Below are 3,761 nucleotides of genomic sequence, written 5' to 3'. Positions count from 1 at the left end.
TGTATTTTTACTTATGGGAATTAATTAGAAGGAATTCACAATGAAGAGGTATCGAGGATAACGCTAAACGGGAACAACTTTAAACTTACTAACATAAATAGGTCTGTACTTCCAAACCAGTGACGCTATTAAGCCATAGAAAAATTCAGATAGCAAACTTTATTTTTTAGCGGTAAATCAGCTTAAGTATGCCCCTAAAAAACACAACCCCGCTATACTCACGAGGTTTTTAATAGATAACTCATGTAACATCAAAACCATCATCAACACAATATATTGTGTTTTGTAATTACGCAAGACTATAAATATGGTGTTTTCTAATTATTTTATCCATATCTAATTTTACGTTATCAACCGATAGACACCCTTCAATAAATCCTTCCGCTGTCTGCAATCGCTTAGCCACTTCATTATGAGAAATACCGAGTTTTGAAGCCATTGAGCGTAAAGGATAATTCTTCACATAATACATAATAATCGACTGAAACAAGTAACTATTATTTACCTTTAAATGTAATACCGCTTTATTGATTTTTAAACCATCATCATCTGAACATTGATCTCGGCTTCGTCTTGAACTTGGAATCAATCCTTTAAAACCTGCGGCAATTGATGAGTAATCGATACTATTTCCTTCATTAGCTGACCACGCTCCCCAACGCGATAAAACTTCCTGCATATCTCTCATACTTAGACTCCTTGTACCATATACACGTTAAACCAATGCACCCATTCCTAATGAACGGTTTAAAAAAGAAAATAACAATTCGAGTTGATTTCCATAATTGGCTTCCCACAATTTCGGATCACGATGCAACTCATCATGATGTTGCCGACATAATGGAATAGTGAATAAGTCATGAGCTTTCTAAAGAAGCTCAACATGCTGGCTATGTTCCGCCTGGTTACAATCCTGCGAAAGCAACTAAACAACCACGGAACAGAGTGAAAAGAGAACGCATGACATTGGACGAATGGCGCACTATTTATCAGCAAGCTAAAAACCACCCTCCTTATTTGCAATGTGGCATGTTGCTCGCCTTAACCACAGGTCAGCGGATCGGTGATATCTGTAAAATGAAATTCTCTGATATTTGGGATGATATGTTGCATATACAGCAAGAGAAGACAGGCAGTAAATTAGCCATCCCTCTCTCGCTAAAATGTGAGGCTATCAATCTCTCCTTAAGGGATGTTGTTGCTCAATGTCGTGACGCGGTTGTGAGTAAATATCTCGTGCATTATCGGCATACCACCGCACAAGCGAAACGAGGCGAACAAGTCACGCCAAATACGTTAACCACAACATTTAAAAAAGCACGAGATAAATGTGGGTTAACTTGGGAAAAAGGTACGGCACCTACTTTCCATGAACAGCGTTCTTTATCAGAACGACTTTATCGTGAGCAAGGAATTAATACACAAAAATTATTGGGGCATAAAACACAAAATATGACTGATAAATACCATGATGATAGAGGCAAAGAATGGCAAATTATTGCTGTTTAATTGAACAGTTTTGGGGAAGAGTTTTGGGGAAGAATTTTATAGTACAAAAAATAAACGGGAACTAATAAGCTCCCGTTAACTATTTATCAAATCAACAATTACATGTGTTTGATAATCGCGTCACCAAACTCGCTACATTTCAGCAATTTAGCGCCTTCTAACTGACGTTCAAAATCATAAGTTACAGTCTTAGCGGCAATCGCGCCTTCCATACCTTTAATGATTAAGTCAGCAGCTTCTGTCCAACCCATGTGGCGTAGCATTATATAAACCTGCTATCGTTAACTATTTGTTTATTAAGGTATATTCAATCTTGATAGACCTAAAAAATGGTGGTTATGCCTTTTTATAACTAGTTGATTACCATAATACTTTTATTGGTTTTGATAACCACACATTAGGACTATAAATATTCAAAACATTAGCTGGGAAATGGAAATAAGTTCTGAGTTAAAGAATGTGGTACAAATCCATAAAAGACTAGTGGTTTCTCAGAAGCATTATGATAGATATGATTATTTAAGAGAAAAACGAGAAACGCTTGATACATGGTGTGAAAAACTTTCGTCGCTAAAAGAAGCATAGTATTTATATGTTATTTAAATTCCTTATTGTAGGATATATGTAACCCACAATAAGGAATATTAAAAATGAGAATGACCTCACGCAAAAAAGAGATAATGGAATTATTTAATCCTAACAATCTTGAATGGGTAACGGGTGAAATTGGCGCACCACCTTTCGATGTTTCAGGTGTAGCCTATATGCTTAAAGGGATGGGTTCTTTTGACAAGAAAAGCATTCTCGAATCTACCCGTAGAACATTAGATAGCATGGTTAAGGATGGTTTGTTGGAAAAAGCATCCAGTTATGAGCGACGACAAAACAAACACCAAGGCTCAAGCAGTTCTCCTGGTGTTCGATGCGTCATTAGTCGGTATGGCTTATGTGGAAAGTGTCGTCTTGTGAAATGCGAAGATGACGGAGAGAATTTTATTGAAGGTGAGTGTATGGTAGTTGGCTAACCAACAGGCAGTTTCTGGCACCTTAAATACTCAAACGTACTTGCTGTGCTTTATCATGTGGTGTAATAAAACTTGTCACCACAAATAAAAGAACAAAAATTAAGCAATAAAATACAAAGTAGCGTACACTGAATCACGATATCCCTATAATGGGTGAAAGATATGAAAGCTTTTAATGTGATAAGAATGTTTCAAGACGCACTAGTAGAAGTTACCTGCCCAAGTTGTTCCTATGTTGCTAAACAAAATAAACACAAGCTTAAGAAAAACCTAATCTTATTATGCCCAAATTGTGGCTACATGTTTTATTTCAATAAAATATAAACACAACTCAATATGCCAGTTGTTGCCGTAGAAGTTTAACGACAACAACCAGCACATTTGAGAGCGTACTTTAATGAACGACTAGCGTTTTATCGTGAGAGGAGTAAGAAGTTGCCTGATGGAAATTCGGTGCAGTATTTGAAAACAGAGTGGTCTTAATAAGATAATAAAAATTATATTTATTATCTTATACAAGAGACATTCTTAGTACAGCCATTTGAGAATATTCAAATTTAACACTACGTGGAAAAACTTTAGTTCCTATCTCTATAAATCCCCACTTGCTATAAGCTTTTCTTGCATGTTTAGCAGATGACATTACATCCAGCCACATATGTGTCAAATTAAGTTTATTCGCATATTCTCTTGCCATGCTCATCAGTTGAAAGCCTATACCCATCTTCTGACTACCAGGAAGAAGATAAATTCTTGATATTTCTGCGCCAGCATTCTCATATGTAATTGGATTTTTTGAATGTATTATCATAATTAAGAAACCAATGATAACCCCTTGAGCTTCAGCAACCCAAACCTTCGTATCAGCCTTTTGTAGTAACGTTAAAAATGACTGTGTGCTAAAAGTATTAAGTTGATGAGCTAACGCTACACAATCATCCCACAGGTAATGATATATAGCGGAATAAGCTGCAGGGCCAATTACCCCCAAAGATTCTGCATCACTTAAAGATGCTCTTCTTATTTTTACAAATTCATCCATCTTGAATATCTTTATGTCTATTGAATTAATAACTATAATAACACACGATTTAATTTAGATTTCAACATGTAGTATCTTCATTAGCACTCTGATTTTCTTCCTCCTCCTCTTTCTGCGCTTCTTCCATCTCACGCATTCTCACGTTATAGATTGATTGCTCTGGCATCTGTACACGAACGGAAATA

The 3,761-nt window shown here is 36.1% G+C and carries 4 protein-coding genes and 4 pseudogenes; 4 read left to right on the top strand and 4 right to left on the bottom strand.

Going from position 1 to position 3,761, the window contains the following annotated elements:
• Window positions 1–289: 289 nt before the first annotated feature.
• Entirely contained in the window at window positions 290–688 is a 399-nt protein-coding gene (locus ABN217_RS18660) for an antiterminator Q family protein (RefSeq protein WP_349459765.1), read from the bottom strand.
• A gap of 27 nt (window positions 689–715) precedes the next feature.
• Window positions 716–868: pseudogene (locus tag ABN217_RS18655) on the bottom strand (DUF968 domain-containing protein); the annotation flags it as partial.
• Here ABN217_RS18655 and ABN217_RS18650 point away from each other — a divergent pair.
• Window positions 862–1,509: pseudogene (locus ABN217_RS18650) on the top strand (tyrosine-type recombinase/integrase); the annotation flags it as partial. The pseudogenes ABN217_RS18655 and ABN217_RS18650 overlap by 7 nt on opposite strands.
• A 98-nt stretch (window positions 1,510–1,607) precedes the next feature.
• Here the strand turns inward: ABN217_RS18650 and ABN217_RS18645 are convergent.
• Window positions 1,608–1,775: pseudogene (locus tag ABN217_RS18645) on the bottom strand (isocitrate/isopropylmalate family dehydrogenase); the annotation flags it as partial.
• Window positions 1,776–2,159: 384 nt separating this feature from the next.
• On the opposite strand from ABN217_RS18645, the gene ABN217_RS18640 reads away from it, so the two are divergent.
• The 3 genes and pseudogenes from ABN217_RS18640 to ABN217_RS20725 form a co-directional block, all read left to right on the top strand.
• Complete coding sequence (locus ABN217_RS18640) at window positions 2,160–2,534, top strand: hypothetical protein (RefSeq protein WP_349459764.1); 375 nt, start codon at window positions 2,160–2,162, stop codon at window positions 2,532–2,534.
• Between the two features lie 162 nt (window positions 2,535–2,696).
• Window positions 2,697–2,858, top strand: a complete 162-nt coding sequence (locus ABN217_RS20730; protein WP_215534280.1) for a YnfU family zinc-binding protein — start codon at window positions 2,697–2,699, stop codon at window positions 2,856–2,858.
• Window positions 2,859–2,909: 51 nt separating this feature from the next.
• Window positions 2,910–3,017: pseudogene (locus tag ABN217_RS20725) on the top strand (DNA polymerase III subunit theta); the annotation flags it as partial.
• 28 nt (window positions 3,018–3,045) lie between these two features.
• On the opposite strand, the gene ABN217_RS18635 reads toward ABN217_RS20725, so the two are convergent.
• A complete protein-coding gene (locus tag ABN217_RS18635; protein WP_115349565.1) occupies window positions 3,046–3,576 on the bottom strand; it encodes a GNAT family N-acetyltransferase in 531 nt (176 codons plus the stop codon).
• Between the last annotated feature and the right edge of the window lie 185 nt (window positions 3,577–3,761).

This window comes from Proteus sp. fly-1067, assembly GCF_040139345.1.
GTDB classification, from domain to species: domain Bacteria; phylum Pseudomonadota; class Gammaproteobacteria; order Enterobacterales; family Enterobacteriaceae; genus Proteus; species Proteus vulgaris_B.
Note: the sequence above shows the minus strand (reverse complement) of the source record. Positions and strands in the feature narration are given on the sequence as shown.

What these genes read in the sequence shown, in the direction of transcription:
- ABN217_RS18660 (WP_349459765.1), bottom strand. Translation starts at nt 688, where the DNA reads ATGAGAGATATGCAGGAAGTTTTATCGCGTTGGGGAGCGTGGTCAGCT.
- ABN217_RS18640 (WP_349459764.1), top strand. Translation starts at nt 2,160, where the DNA reads ATGAGAATGACCTCACGCAAAAAAGAGATAATGGAATTATTTAATCCT.
- ABN217_RS20730 (WP_215534280.1), top strand. Translation starts at nt 2,697, where the DNA reads ATGAAAGCTTTTAATGTGATAAGAATGTTTCAAGACGCACTAGTAGAA.
- ABN217_RS18635 (WP_115349565.1), bottom strand. Translation starts at nt 3,576, where the DNA reads ATGGATGAATTTGTAAAAATAAGAAGAGCATCTTTAAGTGATGCAGAA.